The sequence below is a fragment of the Nocardioides caeni genome, assembly GCF_004912195.1.
GTDB lineage: Bacteria > Actinomycetota > Actinomycetes > Propionibacteriales > Nocardioidaceae > Nocardioides > Nocardioides caeni.
In genome coordinates this window covers 38,508-56,292 of sequence record NZ_STGW01000005.1, presented here as the reverse complement: position 1 = coordinate 56,292, position 17,785 = coordinate 38,508, and the positions used below count along the sequence as shown (strand labels likewise).

Sequence of the window (17,785 nt, the reverse complement as noted above, 5' to 3'; positions counted from 1 at the left end):
CGTGGGATGGGTGCCCGAAGGGGTGTCGGTCAGACGCTCGCGGCGGCGATGCTCTCCTTGGCGGCGGTGACCACGGCCTCGGGTGTGAAGCCGAACTCTCGGAACAGGGTCCCAGCGTCTGCGCTGGCCCCGTAGTGGTCGATGCTGATGATGCGGCCTGCGTCGCCGACGTAGTCACGCCAGCCCAGCTTCACGCCGGCCTCGATCGACACTCGCGCCTTGACGGTCGGCGGGATGACCGCGTCGCGGTAGGCCTGGGTCTGCGCGTCGAACCACTCGAGGCAGGGGAGCGAGACGACCCGTGCCTGCACGCCCTCGGCCGCCAGCTGCTCGCGGGCCGTGACGGCGTGCTGCACCTCGGAGCCGGTCGCGAGCAGGACGACGTCCGGCTGCCCGCCCTCGGCGTCGAGGAGGACGTAGCCGCCCTTGGCCACGTCGTCGGTGGTGGCGAAACCCTCGGTGCCCCGGGGGAAGGTCGGCACGTTCTGGCGGCTCAGGATCAGGCCGGCCGGCCGGTCGCTGTTGCGCAGCACCTGGAGCCAGGCAGCGGCGGTCTCGTTGGCGTCCGCGGGACGCACGACGTCCAGACCGGGGATCGCGCGCAGGGCGGCGACGTGCTCGATCGGCTGGTGGGTGGGACCGTCCTCGCCCAGGCCGATGGAGTCGTGGGTCCAGACGTGGACGACCGGCGCGCCCATCAGTGCGCCGACGCGCACGGCGCCGCGCATGTAGTCGGAGAACGTGAGGAAGGTGCCGCCGAACACGCGGGTGCCGCCATGGACGGCGATGCCGTTCATGATCGCGCCCATGCCGTGCTCGCGGATGCCGAAGTGGAGCACACGGCCCTGGTAGGGGTCGCCCTGCCACTCCTCGACGGAGCGGTCCGTCGGCAGGAAGGACGGCGCGTCCTTGATGGTCGTGTTGTTGGACCCGGCGAGGTCGGCGGAGCCGCCCCACAGCTCGGGCATGACGGGGGCGATCGCGTTGATGACCTTGCCGGAGGCGGCGCGGGTGGCCACGCCCTTGGCGTCGGCCTCGAACACCGGGAGTGCGTCCTCGATGCCGTCGGGCAGGCGGCGGTCCTTGATGCGGTGGAGCAGGGCAGCAGCCTCCGGATTGGCGCTCGCCCAGACGTCGCGGGCGGTGTTCCACTCCGCCTCCCACGCCTTGCCCCGCTCGATGAGGCCGCGGGTGTGCGCGAGCACGTCGGCCGGGACCTCGAAGGTCTGCGCGGGGTCGAAGCCGAGCACCTCCTTGGTCACCGCGACCTCCTCCGCGCCGAGCGCGGAGCCGTGGGCGGCCTCGGTGTTCTGCGCGTTGGGAGCGGGCCACGCGATGACGGTCTTGAGCACGATCAGCGACGGTCGGTCGGTGACCTCGTCGGCGTCCTTCAGCGCTGCGTGGAGGGCGGGGACGTCCTCGACGTAGTTCGCGAGGTCGTTGTGGTCGGTGCCGGTCCAGTCGACGGTCTGCACGTGCCAGCCGTAGGCCTCGTAGCGCTGCGCGACGTCCTCGTTGAAGGCGATGTGGGTGTCACCCTCGATGGAGATCCGGTTGGCGTCGTAGATGACGGTCAGGTTGCCGAGCTCCTGGGTGCCGGCGATGGACGACGCCTCGCTGCTGACGCCCTCCTCGAGGTCGCCGTCGGAGGCCAGGACGTAGACGTGGTGGTCGAACAGCGACGGTCCGTCGCCGGCCTCGGGGTCGAGCAGGCCCTTCTCTCGTCGGGCAGCCATCGCCATGCCGACTGCGTTGGCCACTCCCTGGCCGAGCGGACCGGTGGTCACCTCGACGCCGGCGGTGTGACCGAACTCCGGGTGACCGGGGGTCTTGCTGCCCCAGGTCCTCAGGGCCTTCAGGTCGTCGAGCTCGAGACCGAAGCCGCCCAGGTAGAGCTGGGTGTAGAGGGTGATCGAGGAGTGCCCGCACGAGAGCACGAACCGGTCGCGGGCCATCCACGCCGGGTCGGCCGGGTTGTGGCGCATCACCTTCTGGAAGAGGAGGTAGGCGGCTGGGGCGAGGCTCATGGCGGTGCCCGGGTGGCCGTTGCCCACCTTCTGCACGGCGTCCATGGCCAGCACCCGGGCGGTGTCGACCGCCTTGTCGTCGAGGTCGGTCCACTCCAGCTCCGGGATCATGTGTCCGAGCCTACTGAGTGACCGCGGGGATGCCGACATCGCCTCGGTGCCTCCCAAACGGGTCGCTGGGGCTACACTCGGACCGCTCTGATCCCCGTCCCACGAGGAAGTACGTCGTGACCTACGTCGACCCGACCAGCCGCGATCTGCTGGCTGACGACGGAGGACGACGGGACGCCGAGCAGGCTTCGTGGCGCGACGTCGTGATGGCCTACGTCGGCCTCACCAAGCCGCGCGTGATCGAGCTCCTGCTGCTGACCACGGTGCCCGTGATGTTCTTCGCCGCGGGCGGCGTGCCGCCGCTGCGTCTCGTGGTCGCGACAGTCATCGGCGGGACCCTGTCGGCCGGATCGGCCTCGGTGTTCAACTGCGTCTACGACCGCGACATCGACGAGCAGATGCGACGCACCCGTCGTCGCGCGCTTCCCCGTCACATCGTGACCCCTCGGGCGGCGCTGGTGTTCGGCGTCGTGCTCGCCGTGCTGTCGACCGCGATCCTCGCCTGGCAGGTGAACTGGCTCTCTGCGGGCCTGTCGCTCGGTGCCAACGCGTTCTACGTGTTCGTCTACACGATGCTGCTGAAGCGCCGTACGACGCAGAACATCGTGTGGGGCGGGATCGCCGGCTGTTTCCCGGCCCTGATCGGCTGGACGGCCGTCAAGGACGAGTTGTCGTGGGTGCCGATCGTGCTCTTCCTCGTGGTGTTCTTCTGGACGCCGCCGCACACGTGGGCGCTGGCGCTGCGCTACCGCGAGGACTACGCCCAGGTCGACGTGCCGATGCTGCCGGTGGTGAAGCCGGCGCGCTCGGTCGCGTTCCAGATCGTCGTCTACAGCTGGGTGATGGTCGCGACCTCACTCGTGCTGTGGCCGGTCGCCGGGACGGGCCTCGTCTACCCGATCGTCGCGGTGGCGCTCGGCGCAGTCTTCCTCGTCCAGGCCCACGCACTGCACCGCCGGGCGAGGAGCACCGAGGAGCTGAGCCTGCTCCAGCCGATGCGGCTGTTCCACTCCTCGAACCTCTACCTGTCGCTGCTGTTCCTCGCGGTCGCGATCGACCCGCTGTTGCGCTGACGACCGGGTGCTAGCCCCGCGGCCGCGCGGCCAGCAGGGTCCAGGTGAGGGCGGCGGAGAAGATCCCGGCGCCGAGCATGTGCAGGCCGACGAGGATCTCGGGCAGGTCGGTGAAGTACTGCCAGAATCCGATCACGCCCTGGCCGACCTCGACCAGGAGCAGCAGCCGGGCGGCACGGAAAAGGACCGTGGCTCCGGCCCGGTGCGACCACCACAGCACCAGCAGGGTCAGCGCGAGGAGCACGTAGACGGCCCAGGCGTGCACGTGGGACATCACCTGCGGGTCCAGTCCGGTGCGCTTGGACTCCAGGTCACCGGAGTGCGGGCCGGAGCCGGTGACGACCGTGCCGAGATAGAGCACCACCCAGCCGACGGCGAAGGCCGCAGCCACGGCGCGCCGCAGCGGACCGACGACTTCCGGGCGGTCGGGGCCACGGAGGTGGTCGAGCAGCAGCACGCAGATGCCGACGATGGCCATCGACAGCAGCAGGTGGAGCGCCACGATCCAGGGGTTGAGGTCGGTCAGGACCGTGACGCCGCCGAGCAGCGCCTGGGCGGGGATGCCCAGCGCGATGATCGTCGTCAGCGGCACGGCGCGCGGGTGCTCCGCAGACCGGCCGCGCGCCGCGAGCCAGCACGCGACGGCGATCGCGACGAGGACATAGGTCAGCATGCGGTTGCCGAACTCGATGGCGCCGTGCAGACCGAGCTCACCGTGTGGCAGGTAGGACTCGTCGGTGCACTGCGGCCAGGTGGGGCAGCCGAGGCCGGAACCGGTCAGCCGAACGGCACCACCCGTGACGACGATGCCGATGTTGGCGAGGAGGTTGGCCCAGGCGAGCGGCACCAGCCGGGGCCCCAGACCGGTCTCGGCGCGGGTCAGCAGGGACGACACATTCACTCCCACTTGAAGGTTCGGGCGGTCAGGGCCGTGCCCAGCGCCGCCCAGAGGACGAGGACGACGAGATGTCCGGCGTCGATGGTGCCGTCGCAGGCCGACCTCATCGCCTCGCCGAGGGCGCCGGAGGGCAGCCAGGTGACCCACGACTCGAGGCCGCCGTATGCCTCCGCCGGGAGTACGACGGCACCGCCGCCGAGCAGCAGCAGATAGACCAGGTTGGCGGCGGCGAGCGTGGCCTCCGCGCGCAGCGTGCCGGCCAGCAGCATGCCGAGCGAGGCGAAGGCCGCGGTGCCGCAGAGGGCGGCGAGCAGTACGCCCAGGTGGCCGACGATCCCGTCGGGTCCGTCCCAGCCGAGCGCGACGCCGACGCCGCCGATGACGACGAACTGGAGCACCTGGACCGCCAGGAGTGCGAGCACCTTGCCGCCGAGCAGGGTCATCCGGGAGAGGGGAGCCGTGCCGAGCCGCTTGAGGATGCCGTAGCGGCGCTCGAACCCGGTCGCGATGGCGAGCGAGGTGAAGGCGGTGGACAGGGCGGCGAGGGCGAGCACGCCGGGCGTGAACACGTCCACCGGTCGCCCGTCGAGGTCGAGGCCCACGCGTTCGGCGCCCTGGACGGCGCCGACGAGCACCATCACGGGGATCACGAGGGCGAGGAGCAGCTGCTCGCCGTTGCGCAGCATCAGGCGCGCCTCCATCCCGGCCTGCGTGAGCAGCTGCTGGGCCACGGGCGCCGCGCCCGGGCGCGGCGCGAACGTGGCCCTTGCCGGGGTGGTCATCGGACGTCCTCGCGAGCAGTCAGCTCGAGGAAGACGTCCTCGAGGTTGCGTTGTCCCAGGGAGAGCGACTCGGGCAGGACGTCGTGGTCGGCACACCACGCAGCGACCCGCGCCAGGGTGGAGCTGTCGGCCGGGCCGGAGACCTGGAGGCTCAGCTCGTCGAGCACGGTGAGCTCGGTGCCGTCGCCGAGGCTGCGGGCGAGCGCCTCGGGGGCGCCGGGCGGGAACGGCTGCGTGACGACCAGCCGGACGGTGGCGACCGTGCCGCCGCGGGTCAGCTCGAGCGGGGAGCCGGAGGCGACGAGGCGTCCGTGATCGAGGATGTGCACCTTGTCGGCGAGCCGCTCCGCCTCCTCGAGGTAGTGCGTCGTGAGGACGACGGTGACGCCGTCTGCGCGCAGCTCCTCGAGCAGCTCCCAGACCGCGCGGCGGATCTGGGGGTCCAGGCCGGCGGTGGGCTCGTCGACGAAGACCAGCTCCGGGCGTCCGACGAGTGCGAGCGCGAGGCCGAGGCGTTGCTGCTGACCGCCGGAGAGTCGGCGATAGGGAGTGCGTCCGCACTCGTCCAGGGCGAGTCGCTCGATCAGGACGGCGGGTTCGAGCGGGTGGGCGTGCAGGCGGGCGAAGTGGCGCAGCATCTCCTCGGCCCGCGCTCCGCTCCACGCGCCGCCGGACTGCAGCATCACGCCGATCCGGGGGAGCAGCGCGGCCCGGTCGCGGACCGGGTCCAGGCCGAGGACCCGGACCTTGCCCGCCTGGGCGCGCCGGTAGCCCTCGCAGGTCTCCAGGGTGGTGGTCTTGCCAGCACCGTTGGGGCCGAGCACGGCCGTGATGGTGTGGGCCTCGACCTCGAAGGAAAGTGAGTCCACGGCGGTGCGGTCGCCGTACCGCATCACCAGGCCGTCGACGAGGACGGCGGGACCTGCGGGCACGCCCGGAGTCTAGGCGGCGAGTGACGTCGCGCCCGCATCGGGTGCGACGGCGTGGAACGCCGCCGGGACCTCTACGCTGAGGCCCGTGACTGAGTGGTCCTACGGCGTGGTCATCGCCCTGTGCGGCGTCGCCGCCGTGGTGCTCGCCATCGACCTCGCCCGGGACCGAGCCGCCCAGGACAGCCACTTCATCGCCATGGGCGTGATCGAGGTCGCCCTCGTCGCGCAGCTGGTCGGCGGCGCGGTTGCGCTGGGACGGACCGACCGTGAGGTCGAGGGAGTGGTGTTCGTCAGCTACCTCGTGACCCTGGTCCTCGTGCCCATCGTCGGCGCCTTCTTCTCGCTGGCCGAGCGGTCACGGGTCGGGACATCGATCCTGCTGCTCGCCGTCGCGACGGTCGCCGGGCTCGAGCTCAGGGTCTGGGACATCTGGGGAGCGACCGGTGGCTGAGCCGGCCCAGGTGCTCGCCGAGGGCTGGGGGCGGGCGCTGGTCTTCGTCTACGGCGTCTTCGCGGTCGCCGCGACGGGCCGATCACTGGTGCAGCTGGGCATGGAGCCGGAGCGCGCTCCGCTGGCCTACTCGCTCTCGCTGGTCGCGGCCGTGCTCTACCTCCTCGCCACCACCTGCCTGCTGCTCGGCGGGCGCTGGGGGTGGCGGGTCGCCGGCATCGCGGTCACCGTGGAGCTGCTCGGCGTGCTCTCCGTCGGAGTCCTGAGCTACCTGGCCACCGACCTGTTCCCGGACAAGACCGTGTGGTCGCACTTCGGCCAGGGCTACGCCTTCCTTCCCCTGGTCCTGCCCTTTGCCGGACTGGCCTGGTTGCGGCACACGCGACCGATGTGACGCGGGTCTCTTAGGCGCGCCTCAGTAAGCCTGTCCTTGCTTGAAGGCCCGGAATCAATAACGGCACACTGGCGTTGTGGAAATCGTGCGGACACCCGACGAAGGAGATCAGCCGACGCGCCAGCGCGTCGCCCGGTCGATCCTCGTCAACGGTCCGTCCACGGCCGCGGCCCTCGCCGAGCGGCTCCAGTTGACGCCTGCCGCCGTCCGCCGCCACCTCGACCAGCTGCTGGCGGAGGGAGCGGTCGACGCGCGTGACCCCCGACCGGTCGGGGCGCGCGGGCGCGGGCGCCCGGCGAAGGAGTTCGCGCTGACCGAGCGCGGTCGCGACTCCTTCGACCAGCAGTACGACGACCTGGCGACCGAGGCGCTGCGCTTCCTCGCCGAGACCGCAGGTCCCGACGCGGTCAAGGCCTTCGCCGAGCGACGGGCCTCGTTCATCGAGGCGCGCTTCCCGGAGGTCCAGGCAGGCCACCCGGAGGCCTCCCCGGCACAGGTGCTCGCGATGGTCTTCTCCGACGAGGGCTATGCCGCCACCGTCCGCGAGCTTGCCCCGATCAATGGACACAGCGTGGGGGAGCAGCTGTGCCAGCAGCACTGCCCGGTCTCCCACGTCGCCCACGAGTTCCCGCAGCTGTGCGAGGCCGAGACCGAGGCGATCAGCCGCGTCCTCGGCACGCACGTCCAGCGACTGGCCACCATCGCCCATGGCGACGGGGTGTGCACGACCTGCATCCCCGACGCAGGAATCAACAAGAAGGAGCAGGTCTCATGACCTCCATCGAGGAGCTGAACCCCGAGCTGAAGGGCATCGGCCGCTACGACTTCGGCTGGGCCGACAAGAACGACGTCGGCGCCAACGCCAAGCGCGGTCTCAACGAGGACGTCGTCCGCGACATCTCCTCGAAGAAGGACGAGCCCGGCTGGATGCTCGACCTGCGCCTGAAGGGCCTGAAGCTCTTCGACCGCAAGCCCATGCCCACCTGGGGATCGGACCTGTCGGCGATCGACTTCGACAACATCAAGTACTTCGTGCGCTCCTCCGAGAAGCAGGCCCAGAGCTGGGAGGACCTGCCCGAGGACATCAAGAACACCTACGACAAGCTCGGCATCCCGGAGGCGGAGAAGCAGCGCCTCGTCGCCGGCGTCGCCGCGCAGTACGAGTCCGAGGTCGTCTACCACTCGATCCGCGAGGACCTCGAGGCGCAGGGCGTGCTCTTCCTCGACACCGACACCGCTCTCAAGGAGCAGCCGGAGCTCTTCAAGGAGTACTTCGGCACGGTCATCCCGGTCGGTGACAACAAATTCTCCGCGCTGAACACGGCCGTGTGGTCGGGTGGCTCGTTCATTTACGTGCCGAAGGGTGTCCACGTCGACATCCCGCTGCAGGCCTACTTCCGGATCAACACCGAGAACATGGGCCAGTTCGAGCGGACGCTGATCATCGTCGACGAGGACGCCTACGTGCACTACGTCGAGGGCTGCACCGCGCCGATCTACTCCTCCGACTCGCTGCACTCCGCGGTCGTCGAGATCATCGTCAAGAAGGGCGGCCGCTGCCGCTACACGACCATCCAGAACTGGTCCAACAACGTCTACAACCTCGTCACGAAGCGCGCGGTCTGCGAGGCCGGCGCGACGATGGAGTGGGTCGACGGCAACATCGGCTCCAAGGTGACGATGAAGTACCCCGCCGTCTACCTCATGGGCGAGCACGCCAAGGGCGAGACGCTGTCGATCGCGTTCGCCGGCGAGGGTCAGCACCAGGACGCCGGCGCCAAGATGGTGCACGCGGCCCCGCACACCTCGAGCTCGATCCTGAGCAAGTCGGTCGCACGCGGTGGTGGCCGGACGTCGTACCGCGGTCTGATCCAGGTCAACGAGGGTGCCCACGGCTCGAAGTCCAACGTGCTCTGCGACGCGCTGCTCGTCGACCAGATCAGCCGTTCCGACACCTACCCCTACGTCGACATCCGCGAGGACGACGTGTCGATGGGCCACGAGGCGTCCGTCTCGAAGGTCTCCGACGACCAGCTCTTCTACCTCATGTCGCGCGGCATGGAGCAGGACGAGGCGATGGCGATGATCGTCCGCGGCTTCGTGGAGCCGATCGCCAAGGAGCTCCCGATGGAGTACGCCCTCGAGCTCAACCGCCTCATCGAGCTGCAGATGGAGGGCGCTGTCGGCTGACCGCGTCTGGCGTGTCGGCTCCGCCGCCACGCCGGCCGCGAGTAAGGCCCGATGGCACAGTCCCTGCCAACAAGTCGACTACGAAAGAGCAATGACGTGACAACGACGCTGACTGACGCGCTCGAGGTGGAGCGTGTGGAGTCACACCTCAACCCGCCCGCGTCCTACGACCTGGCCGACCACCCCGTGCCCACCGGGCGCGAGGAGGTCTGGCGGTTCACCCCGCTCAAGCGGCTGCGCGGTCTCCTCGACGGCGAGGCGTCCGACACCCGCCTGAAGTGGGATACCACGCTCCCTGCCGGCGTCACGCTGACCGAGATCAGCGGTGAGCAGGCCGTGGAGCTCGGAGAGCTGGCACCCAACGAGCGCCCCGCCGCACTGGCTGCCGCCAACGCCGGTGGCGCCCTGCTGCTGGACGTCCCGGCCGACGCCGTGGTCGCCGAGCCGGTCGTCATCCGGCTCACCGGCAGCTCGGTCGACGACCTGGTGTGGAGCCGGCTGGTCTATCGGGTAGGCGCGCACGCCGAGGTGACGATCGTCCTGGTGCACAGCGGCTCCGCGCGCTACTCCGCGATCTCGTCGTTCCTGATTGGGGACGGTGCCCAGGTCAACGTGCTGAGCCTGCAGGACTGGGACGACGACGCGGTTCACCTCGGCCGCGACGCGATCCGGGTCGGCCGCGACGCCTACGTCAAGCACACCTCGATCTCGTTCGGCGGCGACCTGGTCCGGATGCACGCCAACGTCGAGTACGCCGGCCCCGGCGGCGAGGCCGAGCTGCTCGGTCTCTACTTCGCCGACGAGGGCCAGCACCTCGAGCACCGGCTCTTCGCCGACCACAACGCGCCCAAGACCAAGAGCAACGTGGTCTACAAGGGTGCGCTGCAGGGCCAGGGCGCCCACACCGTGTGGATCGGCAATGTCCTGATCCGCAAGGTCGCCGAGGGCATCGAGACCTACGAGGAGAACCGCAACCTCGTCCTCACCGACGGCTGCCAGGCCGACTCGGTCCCCAACCTGGAGATCGAGACGGGTGAGATCGAGGGCGCCGGACATGCCTCGGCCACCGCGCGCTTCGACGACGAGCAGCTGTTCTACCTCCGCTCGCGCGGCGTGTCGGAGAAGGAGGCGCAGCGCCTGGTCGTGCACGGCTTCTTCAACGACCTGATCCGCAAGGTCGGCATCCCCTCGATCGAGGAGAAGCTGCTGGAGACCGTCGAGACCGAGCTCGCCAAGAACGTCCTCAAGGACCTGGCATGAGCTTCGCCCGCGCGTGCGCGCTCGCCGACGTACCGGCCGACGAGGCGCTCGGCGTCACCGTCGACCGCTACGACGTGGCGATCGCCCGGGACGGCGACGAGGTCTTCGCGTTGCAGGACCTCTGCTCGCACGCCGCCGTCGCGTTGAGCGAGGGCGAGGTCGCCAACTGCTCGATCGAGTGCTGGCTGCACGGCTCGACGTTCGACCTGCGCACCGGCAAGCCCCTGAACTTCCCGGCGACCGAGCCGGTCGCCACCTTCCCTGTCGAAGTACGTGACGGCTACGTGTACGTCGACGTCGACACCACGCTGAACGGAGTGACCCCATCATGAGCAAGCTCGAGATCGAGGACCTGCAGGTCCAGGTCCAGACCGACGACGGCCCCAAGGAGATCCTCAAGGGCGTCACGCTGACCATCAACGACGGTGAGACCCACGCGATCATGGGTCCCAACGGCTCGGGCAAGTCCACCCTGGCGTACTCCATCGCCGGCCACCCGCGCTACGAGATCACCGGCGGCTCGGTGACCCTCGACGGCGAGGACGTGCTGGAGCTGTCCGTGGACGAGCGCGCCCGCGCCGGCCTGTTCCTCGCGATGCAGTATCCCGTCGAGGTGCCCGGCGTCTCCGTCGCCAACTTCCTGCGCACCGCCAAGACCGCCATCGACGGCGAGGCGCCCAAGCTGCGCACCTGGGTCAAGGACGTCAACGCCGTGATGGAGCGGATGAACCTCGACTCGACGTTCTCGCAGCGCTCGGTCAACGAGGGTTTCTCCGGCGGCGAGAAGAAGCGCCACGAGATCGCCCAGCTCGACCTGCTCGACCCGAAGGTCGCGATCCTCGACGAGACCGACTCCGGCCTCGACATCGACGCGCTCAAGGTCGTCTCCGAGGGCGTCAACCGCTTCCGCGAGCGCGACGGCAAGGGCGTCCTGCTGATCACGCACTACACGCGGATCCTGCGCTACATCAAGCCCGACCACGTCCACGTGTTCGTCGCCGGCAAGGTCGCCGAGTCCGGCGGCCCCGAGCTCGCCGAAGAGCTCGAGGCCAACGGCTACGAGCGGTTCCTCACGGCGGCGGTCTGAGGTCTCGATACGCCCTCGCCTAGCGGCTCGGGCTACTCGACCAACGAAAGGACGAGCGATGGAGGGACTGCTTCCCGAGCTGGAGGTCATCCGCAAGGACTTCCCGATCCTCGAGCGCACGCTCGCGGGCGGGATGCCGCTGGTCTACCTCGACAGCGCCAACACCTCGCAGAAGCCGCAGGTGGTGATCGACACGATGGTCGACCACCTCGAGCGGCACAACGCGAACATCGCCCGCGCCATGCACCAGCTCGGTGCTGAGTCCACCGAGGCGTTCGAGACCGCCCGCGACAAGGTCGCGGCGTTCCTGGGCGCGCCCGAGCGCGACGAGGTGATCTTCACCAAGAACGCCTCGGAGGCGCTCAACCTGGCGGCCACCACGCTCGGACTGCGCGGAGAGCTGCAGATCGGCGAGGGGGACGAGATCCTCATCACCGAGATGGAGCACCACTCCAACATCGTGCCGTGGCAGATGCTGGCCGAGCGGACCGGCGCCCGGCTGCGCTGGTTCGGTCTGACCGACGACGGACGGCTCGACCTGTCGAACGTCGACGAGCTGGTCAACGAGCGCACCAAGGTCGTCTCGCTGACCTGGGTGTCCAACATGCTCGGCACGATCAACCCGGTCGCCGACATCGCCCGCCGTGCCCACTCGGTCGGTGCGATCGTGATGGTCGACGCCTCGCAGGCGGCTCCGCAGCTCCCGATCGACCTGGCCGCGATGCCGGTCGAGGAGCGTCCCGACCTGCTCGCCTTCACCGGTCACAAGGTCGTCGGCCCGACGGGCATCGGTGTGCTGTGGGGCGCGCGTGCGGTCCTGGAGGCGCTCCCGCCGTTCCTGGGTGGCGGCGAGATGATCGAGACGGTGCGGATGGAGGGCTCGACGTACGCCGGCATCCCTCACAAGTTCGAGGCCGGCACGCCGCCGATCGTGGAAGCTATCGGCCTCGGCGCGGCGGTCGAGTACCTCGGTCACGTGGGTCTCGACGCCGTCCACCTGCATGAGCAGACCATCACCGCCTACGCGCTGGAGGGGCTGCAGACCGTGCCCGGCCTGACCGTCCTGGGCCCGCTCGACGCGGCGTCGCGCGGCGGGGCCATCTCGTTCGAGCTGGAGGGCGTTCACCCCCACGACATCGCGCAGGTCCTGGACAGCCGCGGCGTCGCGGTCCGCGCCGGTCACCACTGCGCGAAGCCCGCGCACGCCCGGTTCGGAGTCCAGAGCTCGACCCGGATGTCGTCGTACCTCTACACGACGCCGGGCGAGATCGACGCGCTCATCGAGGCCCTCCACCACACCCGCTCCTATTTCAAGGTGGGCTGACGATGACGGCACAAGACCTGGATGCGCTCTATCAGGAGATCATCCTCGACCACTACAAGAACCCCCACGGCAAGGGACTTCGCGAGCCGCACGAGGCAGAGGTCCACCACGTCAACCCCACCTGTGGCGACGAGGTGACGCTGCGCGTGCACCTCGCCGAGGGCCGCGTCGAGGACGTGTCCTACGACTCGCTCGGCTGCTCGATCTCGCAGGCGTCGGCCTCGGTGCTGCACGACCTCCTGGTCGGTAAGTCGCTCGACGACGCGATGGCGATCCACCAGGACTTCCTGACCCTCATGCAGGGCAAGGGTCTGGTGGAGCCCGACGAGGACGTGCTCGAGGACGCCATCGCGTTCGCGGGCGTGGCGAAGTTTCCCGCACGCGTGAAGTGCGCGCTGCTGTCGTGGATGGCATGGAAGGACGCGACCGCGCAGGCGATCGCAGGAGGAGAGAACCAGTGACCCAGCACGACCACGATCACCACGGACACGACCACGACCACGGTCATGGCCACCACCACGCCGACCACAGCGACCTGCCGGAGGTCCCCGAGGCCGGCGGCCTGCTGACCCAGTCGACCAACCTCTCCTCGAACGTCGCACTCGACGACATCGAGGAGGCCATGAAGGACGTCGTCGACCCCGAGCTCGGCATCAATGTCGTCGACCTCGGACTCGTCTACGGCATGCACGTCGACGAAGGCTCGAACCTCGTCCTCGACATGACCCTGACGTCGGCCGCCTGTCCGCTGACCGACGTGATCACCGACCAGACCAACAGCGCGCTCGAGGGCCTCGTCAACGACGTCGCGATCAACTGGGTCTGGATGCCGCCGTGGGGCCCCGACAAGATCACCCCCGACGGCCGCGAGCAGCTGCGGGCCCTCGGCTTCAACGTCTGAGAGCAGTAGGGCGCGAGGAACGAGCGCCCTGCGTGGGCTCGAAGAGGTTGAGGGAGCGTCCGGCCGAGCTTGCGAGGCCGGAGCCGATCGTCTCGAAACCTGAGGCCAGGGCCGCGCTCGTCTCGAAACCTCAGATCGACTACTAGGAGCAGCGCCCCGGTGTGCGTCCGTAGCGCCAGCTGAAGCTGACGACCATGTCGCCCTCGGGGCCGCGTCCGGTCATCCGGACCCGGTAGGTGCCTCGCAGGGCCGGCGGCGCGAGGTCGAAGCGCTGCGCCGAGACCCGCACCGGCCGGATCCGGCTGGTGCAGGCGTCGCGGCGCGGATGGCTGAAGCTGGTCAGCCGAGCGCTCCAGCGCCAGCCGGGCCGGCCGAACCAGAACCGGATCTTGCCCGTCCGCTCGACGTCGGCCAGGCGGGCCCGGGACGGCTCAGCGCCGTCGACGCATCGCGATGTGCCGATCGACCCTCCGGGGGCGGGCTCGGAGGGTGCCTCCCAGCAGAAGGTCGTCGGGCGCAGCCGCACCATGCGCTCGGGCAGCAGCAACACGACCGGCGAGGGGTTGTCGGACCACGTGTAGTGGGGGTCGTAGGCCGCCGCCGCGGGTGCCGTGGCGCCCGACAGGGGAGCCGCGACGAGCGCGAGCATCAGGACGGGCAGCAACGCGCGACGCAGGAGCACTCCTCGATGGTAGGCGAAGGCAGCCTCAGGCGTACTGCTCGTCGGTGTATCTCCGCAGGTTCTTGAGGAAGCGCCGGAAGCCGAGGTTCAGCAGCGCCTTGCTGGGCGCGAGCGTGTAGCGGGCGGCGCCGGTCACCTCGAGCGCGAGGGTCCAGGTCAGGCGGCAGCCATCGGCCGTCGCGACGACGTCGTAGCGCTCGGCGAAGGCCTTGATCCGCTTCTCGGACGCCTCGTTGAAGCGAAACGCAAGCAGGCTGTGCTCCTCCCAGGCGATGAACTCCTCGGCTCCGAGCAGGCCGCCGCGCATGGTGACGGTGCGCATCGTCCCGACGCCACGCGGCTCGGGGGTGGTCCACTCGACATGGGTGATCACTGACGCCCAGCGTGGCCACGACGTCGCGTCGGCCAGCACCTCGAACAGCTGGGCGGGGGTGATCGCGAGGTCGACGCTGTTGCTGAAGCGATGGGATGCGGTGTCGATGAAGTCCAGTCCGACGTGGTCGCACGGATGCAGGGTGGTCGTCGCCATGACGGCACACTAGAACAGGTTCTCGTTCGTCGGCAGGTACGTTCATCCCCGTGCCGACCGTCCTCGTCCCGACTGCGCGGTGGCTGCGGTGGGTGGAGAATTTCGCCCGGTCGCACGGCTCCGTGGTGACGGAGACCTCGGAGGGCGTCCTCTCGGGTCGCGCCGAGGACGGCTCGACCTTCGTCGCCCGGCTCCCCTTCTCCTCGTCGTACGACGGCCTGCCCGACGACTTCGTAGCGGCAGCCGTGCCCCCGCCCGACTGGGGCGTGCTGCTGGTGCGCAAGGGCGGCTTCGCCGTGGCCCGACTCAGTGCGGACGCGATCACGGCGTCGAAGGTCGGGCAGCGGCACGTCCAGGGGCGCACGAAGGCCGGTGGCCAGTCCCAGCAGCGGTTCGCCCGGCGCCGCGCCAACCAAGCGCGCGAGGCCTACTCGGCCGCCGCCGATCACGCGGTGCGCATCCTCGGTGACAGCCCGCTGGTCGTGGTGGGAGGCGACCGGACGGCGGTCGCGGAGGTCCTCGACGACCGACGTCTCGCGGGTGTCACGAGCGTCGGACCCTGGCTGTTGGTGGGGGAACCCCGTCGGGCCGTGCTCGAGAGTGCGGTCGCGGACGCTCAGGCGGTGATCGTCGAGGTGGTCAACGCCGGTCCGGGGCGGGCAGCGCCAGGAGCAGCGTCATGAACACGCTGTGCGGGTCCGCCACGTAGGGCTCGAAGGGCTCGCACTCGACGAACCCGCGTCCGGCATAGAGCGTCCGCGCTGGGCGGAAGTAGTCCTCGGTGCCGGTCTCGAGGCTGACGCGCAGGTGTCCGCGGGCGCTGGCCTCGGCGAGCACGTGGTCGAGCAGGAGCCGCGCCGCGCCACGTCGGCGGGCCGCGGTGGCGGTGCGCATCGACTTCAGCTCGGCGTGCTCGGCGGACAGCGTCTTCAGCGCGGCGCAGCCCAGGAGGTCGTCGCCATCGCGCGCGGTCCAGAACACGATGTCGGGGGAGGTGAGGGCGTCGGGGTCGAGGGCGTGCACGCTCTCGGCCGGCGACGTGGCATACATGTCGGCGAGGTGCTCCTCGAGGAGCGTGAGCACGTCGGGCCGGCGAGGATCGTCAACCTGGATCTGCACGTCGCCCATTCTCCCGGAGGCCTGCTCGTGGCGTGGTGGCGGTCCCCTCGGCGCGACATCGGCTAGTTTGCGGACCATGCCGAGCGTGTCGCCGTGGCAGCCGGAGCCGGACTGGGTGGCCCTCCCCGGCGGCTCGGGCACGTCCACGGTCGGCGTGTGGCGCACGGCCCACGGCGGACGACCGGTGGTGGTCAAGAGGCTGGCTGCGCCGGAGCCGGGCGATCCAGCGGTGCTGTCCGACCCGGCGCAGGTCGGCTACTGGCGGAGGGAGGCCGATGTCCTGCTGACGGGCCTGACGACGGCGACCCCCGGACTGCGCGCGGCGCAGGCCTCCGTCGAGGAGGACGCGACGGGCATCACCATCACCCGTGACTGGGTCGAGGAGTCGGCGTCGAGCGGGCTCTTCCTCGCGCTCTCGCTCGGCCGGTTCGCCGGGGCCGGCCTGGGCCGCCCCCGCTTTCTGGCGACCCACTTGATGGCCGACCGGTTGAAGCGGGTCGCCCGGCGCGGTGGCTGGCCCACGCTCGCGCGCACCACGGTCGCCGACGTTGCCGACCACCTCTGGTCCCACCGCGAGTCGATGCTAGCCCGGCTGGATGCCCTGCCCCAGGTGCCCCAGCACGGCGACCCGACCGACCACAACCTGCCGGGCCGGGACGGCGACGACGTCGTCGCGATCGACTGGGGGACGCTGGGTCTCGGGCCCGCCGGGGGCGACCTCGGCTATCTGTCCCTGTCATCGCGCGAGGAGTTCGAGCCGCTGCTCGACGCCTACCTGCTCGGGCTCCCCGACGAACTGGCCGATCGGGACGAGGTCGTGCTCGGCGCCCGGATCGTGGCCGTCTACACCGCCCTCAGTCGTGCCGAGTGGGCGCTGGCTCGGGTCGCAGGCGGGGAGGGGGCACTGGCGTCGAAGTATCGTCACCCGGCCGTCGCGCCCCACCTGCGGGCGCTCCAGCGGACCTTCGGCCACATGGAGGCACTGCTTGCCCTGTGACCGGGCCCGCGCCTGGTCAGGGGACCTGGACACTCCTGGCCGCGAAGGTGTCGCAGGTGCGTCCGCGATATCCCTGGTCGAACCAGTAGCGGCGCTGGTCGGCCGACCCGTGCGTCCAGGTCTCGGGAGTGGCCTGACCCTGGGTCTGCTCCTGGATCCGGTCGTCGCCGACGGCCTCGGCCGCATCGATGGCCAGCTCGATGTCCTCGTCGGTGATGTCCTCGATCAGCACGTTGCCGTCGACATCCTCGGTCTGCTCGGCGTGGGCTGCCCACATCCCCGCGAAGCAGTCGGCCTGGCGCTCCAGCCGGACGCCCTGGCTCTGCGGACCAGTCTCCTGGCTGGTCACCAGTCCCATCGAGCCGATGAGGTTGGAGATGTGGTGACCGTATTCGTGGGCCAGGACGTAGAACTCGACGAAGCCGCCGTCGGGTCCACCGAGCTGTCGCTCGAGCACGTCGTCGAAGAACGTCGTGTCGAGATAGATCGACTCGTCGGCCGGGCAGTAGAACGGGCCGACGGCCGAGCTGGCCGATCCGCAGCCGGTGTCGACGGAGCCGGTGAAGGTGTAGAGGCTGTCGATCGGCTGGAAGCCCCGGGCCCGCCCGCCGTCGTAGCCGGACAGCTCGCCGTAGGCGCCCTGCCAGTAGCCGGTGATGGAGTTCTCGATCGCCAGCCGGGCGCAGTCCTGGCTGTCGTTGGCGTCGGCACCGGTCTCACACTCCGCATAGCGGTCGGTGAGGTTGGAGAGTCGGTTCGCGCCGCCGGAGCCGCCGCTCCCTCCGCCCCCGAGCAGGTCGAGCCCGGTGCACTGCGCGAGGACCACCAGGAGCACGATGACGACGAGACCGCCGATGCCGCCCTTGCCCACCGGGATGGGCAGCCGCACTCCGCCGCCGCCGAGGCCTCCACCGCCTCCGCCGCCACCCCTACCGGTGTCCTTGACGCGGGACCGGTCGAGCCGTGCCTTCGGGTTGAATCGCACCACAGCGCCACCCTAGGGCACCGTGCCGCGGTTTAGGGGGTGT

General features: G+C 70.1%; 21 protein-coding genes. 13 read left to right on the top strand and 8 right to left on the bottom strand.

Features of this window, described 5'->3' with window-relative positions:
• Positions 1–29: 29 nt before the first annotated feature.
• On the bottom strand, positions 30–2,138 hold the full coding sequence (gene tkt, locus E9934_RS09625; protein WP_136562686.1) for a transketolase: 2,109 nt from the start codon (positions 2,136–2,138) through the stop codon (positions 30–32).
• Positions 2,139–2,254: 116 nt separating this feature from the next.
• Between tkt and E9934_RS09620 the strand changes: the two genes are divergently transcribed.
• Complete coding sequence (locus E9934_RS09620) at positions 2,255–3,211, top strand: heme o synthase (protein WP_379191701.1); 957 nt, start codon at positions 2,255–2,257, stop codon at positions 3,209–3,211.
• Between the two features lie 10 nt (positions 3,212–3,221).
• Here E9934_RS09620 and E9934_RS09615 read toward each other — a convergent pair whose 3' ends face one another.
• From E9934_RS09615 to E9934_RS09605, 3 genes are read right to left on the bottom strand one after another with little or no spacing between them, the layout of a single operon-like run.
• Positions 3,222–4,106, bottom strand: coding sequence for a COX15/CtaA family protein (locus E9934_RS09615; protein ID WP_238694870.1), 885 nt, complete (start codon positions 4,104–4,106; stop codon positions 3,222–3,224).
• Between the two features lie 2 nt (positions 4,107–4,108).
• Positions 4,109–4,891 (bottom strand): ABC transporter permease, encoded by a 783-nt coding sequence (locus E9934_RS09610; RefSeq protein ID WP_136562684.1) that lies wholly within the window; start codon positions 4,889–4,891, stop codon positions 4,109–4,111.
• Positions 4,888–5,823 carry an ABC transporter ATP-binding protein gene (locus E9934_RS09605; RefSeq protein ID WP_136562683.1) on the bottom strand — a complete coding sequence of 312 codons (936 nt, stop codon included), beginning with the start codon at positions 5,821–5,823 and terminating at the stop codon, positions 4,888–4,890. The genes E9934_RS09610 and E9934_RS09605 overlap by 4 nt, the downstream gene beginning before the upstream one ends.
• An 85-nt stretch (positions 5,824–5,908) precedes the next feature.
• Between E9934_RS09605 and E9934_RS09600 the strand changes: the two genes are divergently transcribed.
• The 10 genes from E9934_RS09600 (at position 5,909) to E9934_RS20245 (ending at position 13,430) form a co-directional block, all read left to right on the top strand.
• Positions 5,909–6,274 carry a hypothetical protein gene (locus E9934_RS09600; RefSeq protein WP_136562682.1) on the top strand — a complete coding sequence of 122 codons (366 nt, stop codon included), beginning with the start codon at positions 5,909–5,911 and terminating at the stop codon, positions 6,272–6,274.
• Positions 6,267–6,668, top strand: coding sequence for a hypothetical protein (locus E9934_RS09595; protein ID WP_136562681.1), 402 nt, complete (start codon positions 6,267–6,269; stop codon positions 6,666–6,668). Before E9934_RS09600 ends, E9934_RS09595 begins: the two co-directional genes overlap by 8 nt.
• A gap of 85 nt (positions 6,669–6,753) precedes the next feature.
• Positions 6,754–7,443, top strand: coding sequence for a helix-turn-helix transcriptional regulator (locus E9934_RS09590; protein WP_379191727.1), 690 nt, complete (start codon positions 6,754–6,756; stop codon positions 7,441–7,443).
• A complete protein-coding gene (gene sufB / locus E9934_RS09585; RefSeq protein WP_136562679.1) occupies positions 7,440–8,858 on the top strand; it encodes a Fe-S cluster assembly protein SufB in 1,419 nt (472 codons plus the stop codon). Before E9934_RS09590 ends, sufB begins: the two co-directional genes overlap by 4 nt.
• 96 nt (positions 8,859–8,954) lie before the next feature.
• On the top strand, positions 8,955–10,118 hold the full coding sequence (gene sufD, locus E9934_RS09580; RefSeq protein ID WP_238694869.1) for a Fe-S cluster assembly protein SufD: 1,164 nt from the start codon (positions 8,955–8,957) through the stop codon (positions 10,116–10,118).
• Positions 10,115–10,450: a non-heme iron oxygenase ferredoxin subunit gene (locus tag E9934_RS09575; protein WP_136562677.1), complete on the top strand. Its 336-nt coding sequence runs from the start codon at positions 10,115–10,117 to the stop codon at positions 10,448–10,450. The genes sufD and E9934_RS09575 overlap by 4 nt, the downstream gene beginning before the upstream one ends.
• Entirely contained in the window at positions 10,447–11,205 is a 759-nt protein-coding gene (gene sufC / locus E9934_RS09570) for a Fe-S cluster assembly ATPase SufC (RefSeq protein WP_136562676.1), read from the top strand. Before E9934_RS09575 ends, sufC begins: the two co-directional genes overlap by 4 nt.
• 58 nt (positions 11,206–11,263) lie before the next feature.
• Positions 11,264–12,529, top strand: coding sequence for a cysteine desulfurase (locus tag E9934_RS09565; RefSeq protein ID WP_136562675.1), 1,266 nt, complete (start codon positions 11,264–11,266; stop codon positions 12,527–12,529).
• A gap of 2 nt (positions 12,530–12,531) precedes the next feature.
• Positions 12,532–12,990: a Fe-S cluster assembly sulfur transfer protein SufU gene (sufU, locus tag E9934_RS09560; RefSeq protein ID WP_136562674.1), complete on the top strand. Its 459-nt coding sequence runs from the start codon at positions 12,532–12,534 to the stop codon at positions 12,988–12,990.
• Positions 12,991–13,064: 74 nt separating this feature from the next.
• Entirely contained in the window at positions 13,065–13,430 is a 366-nt protein-coding gene (locus E9934_RS20245; RefSeq protein ID WP_425576961.1) for a metal-sulfur cluster assembly factor, read from the top strand.
• A gap of 142 nt (positions 13,431–13,572) precedes the next feature.
• Here the strand turns inward: E9934_RS20245 and E9934_RS09550 are convergent, their stop codons facing one another.
• Positions 13,573–14,112 carry a hypothetical protein gene (locus E9934_RS09550; protein WP_136562672.1) on the bottom strand — a complete coding sequence of 180 codons (540 nt, stop codon included), beginning with the start codon at positions 14,110–14,112 and terminating at the stop codon, positions 13,573–13,575.
• 25 nt (positions 14,113–14,137) lie between these two features.
• Positions 14,138–14,641: an SRPBCC family protein gene (locus E9934_RS09545; RefSeq protein ID WP_202977258.1), complete on the bottom strand. Its 504-nt coding sequence runs from the start codon at positions 14,639–14,641 to the stop codon at positions 14,138–14,140.
• Between the two features lie 50 nt (positions 14,642–14,691).
• Here E9934_RS09545 and E9934_RS09540 point away from each other — a divergent pair, with 50 nt between their 5' ends.
• Positions 14,692–15,324, top strand: coding sequence for an acVLRF1 family peptidyl-tRNA hydrolase (locus E9934_RS09540; RefSeq protein WP_136562671.1), 633 nt, complete (start codon positions 14,692–14,694; stop codon positions 15,322–15,324).
• Here E9934_RS09540 and E9934_RS09535 read toward each other — a convergent pair.
• Positions 15,281–15,760, bottom strand: coding sequence for a GNAT family N-acetyltransferase (locus E9934_RS09535; protein ID WP_193556889.1), 480 nt, complete (start codon positions 15,758–15,760; stop codon positions 15,281–15,283). The genes E9934_RS09540 and E9934_RS09535 overlap by 44 nt on opposite strands.
• Before the next feature lie 76 nt (positions 15,761–15,836).
• Here E9934_RS09535 and E9934_RS09530 point away from each other — a divergent pair, with 76 nt between their 5' ends.
• Positions 15,837–16,757 (top strand): phosphotransferase family protein, encoded by a 921-nt coding sequence (locus E9934_RS09530; RefSeq protein WP_136562669.1) that lies wholly within the window; start codon positions 15,837–15,839, stop codon positions 16,755–16,757.
• A 16-nt stretch (positions 16,758–16,773) separates the two neighbouring features.
• Here the strand turns inward: E9934_RS09530 and E9934_RS09525 are convergent, their stop codons facing one another.
• The gene (locus E9934_RS09525; RefSeq protein WP_238694868.1) at positions 16,774–17,745 is read right to left on the bottom strand and encodes a neutral zinc metallopeptidase; all 972 of its coding nucleotides are present in this window, start codon (positions 17,743–17,745) and stop codon (positions 16,774–16,776) included.
• Positions 17,746–17,785 lie beyond the last annotated feature (40 nt).

Bases quoted from the DNA above. Each gene is read 5' to 3' on its own strand.
- tkt (WP_136562686.1), bottom strand. From the start codon at position 2,138: ATGATCCCGGAGCTGGAGTGGACCGACCTCGACGACAAGGCGGTCGAC.
- E9934_RS09610 (WP_136562684.1), bottom strand. From the start codon at position 4,891: ATGACCACCCCGGCAAGGGCCACGTTCGCGCCGCGCCCGGGCGCGGCG.
- E9934_RS09575 (WP_136562677.1), top strand. From the start codon at position 10,115: ATGAGCTTCGCCCGCGCGTGCGCGCTCGCCGACGTACCGGCCGACGAG.
- E9934_RS09565 (WP_136562675.1), top strand. From the start codon at position 11,264: ATGGAGGGACTGCTTCCCGAGCTGGAGGTCATCCGCAAGGACTTCCCG.
- sufB (WP_136562679.1), top strand. From the start codon at position 7,440: ATGACCTCCATCGAGGAGCTGAACCCCGAGCTGAAGGGCATCGGCCGC.
- sufU (WP_136562674.1), top strand. From the start codon at position 12,532: ATGACGGCACAAGACCTGGATGCGCTCTATCAGGAGATCATCCTCGAC.
- E9934_RS09530 (WP_136562669.1), top strand. From the start codon at position 15,837: ATGCCGAGCGTGTCGCCGTGGCAGCCGGAGCCGGACTGGGTGGCCCTC.
- E9934_RS09545 (WP_202977258.1), bottom strand. From the start codon at position 14,641: ATGGCGACGACCACCCTGCATCCGTGCGACCACGTCGGACTGGACTTC.
- sufC (WP_136562676.1), top strand. From the start codon at position 10,447: ATGAGCAAGCTCGAGATCGAGGACCTGCAGGTCCAGGTCCAGACCGAC.